At 60.5% G+C, this 749-nt stretch carries 1 rRNA gene; it reads right to left on the bottom strand.

The window, feature by feature from the left end:
• Positions 1-749 (bottom strand): 16S ribosomal RNA (locus ABD978_RS43670); the annotation flags it as partial.

Genomic DNA, 749 nt, shown 5'->3' with positions numbered 1-749 from the left:
GCTCCCCACGCTTTCGCTCCTCAGCGTCAGGTAAGGCCCAGAGAACCGCCTTCGCCACCGGTGTTCCTCCCGATATCTGCGCATTTCACCGCTACACCGGGAATTCCGTTCTCCCCTACCTACCTCTAGTTCGCCCGTATCCACCGCAGGCCCGAGGTTAAGCCTCGGGTTTTCACGGCAGACGTGACGGACCGCCTACGAGCTCTTTACGCCCAATAATTCCGGACAACGCTTGCGCCCTACGTATTACCGCGGCTGCTGGCACGTAGTTAGCCGGCGCTTCTTCCCCACCTACCGTCACTTTCGCTTCGTCGGTGGTGAAAGAGGTTTACAACCCGAAGGCCTTCATCCCCCACGCGGCGTCGCTGCGTCAGGCTTCCGCCCATTGCGCAATATTCCCCACTGCTGCCTCCCGTAGGAGTCTGGGCCGTGTCTCAGTCCCAGTGTGGCCGGTCGCCCTCTCAGGCCGGCTACCCGTCGTCGCCTTGGTAGGCCATCACCCCACCAACAAGCTGATAGGCCGCGAGTCCATCCCCAGCCGAAAAACTTTCCACCATCGACCCATGCGGGTAATGGTCATATCCGGTATTAGACCCAGTTTCCCGGGCTTATCCCAGAGCTAGGGGCAGGTTACTCACGTGTTACTCACCCGTTCGCCGCTCGAGTACCCCGAAGGGCCTTTCCGCTCGACTTGCATGTGTTAAGCACGCCGCCAGCGTTCGTCCTGAGCCAGGATCAAACTCTCCGTT

Origin of the sequence: Actinoallomurus liliacearum (assembly GCF_039542035.1) — a bacterium.
Classification (GTDB): Bacteria; Actinomycetota; Actinomycetes; order Streptosporangiales; family Streptosporangiaceae; genus Actinoallomurus; species Actinoallomurus liliacearum.
Note: the sequence above shows the minus strand (reverse complement) of the source record. Positions and strands in the feature narration are given on the sequence as shown.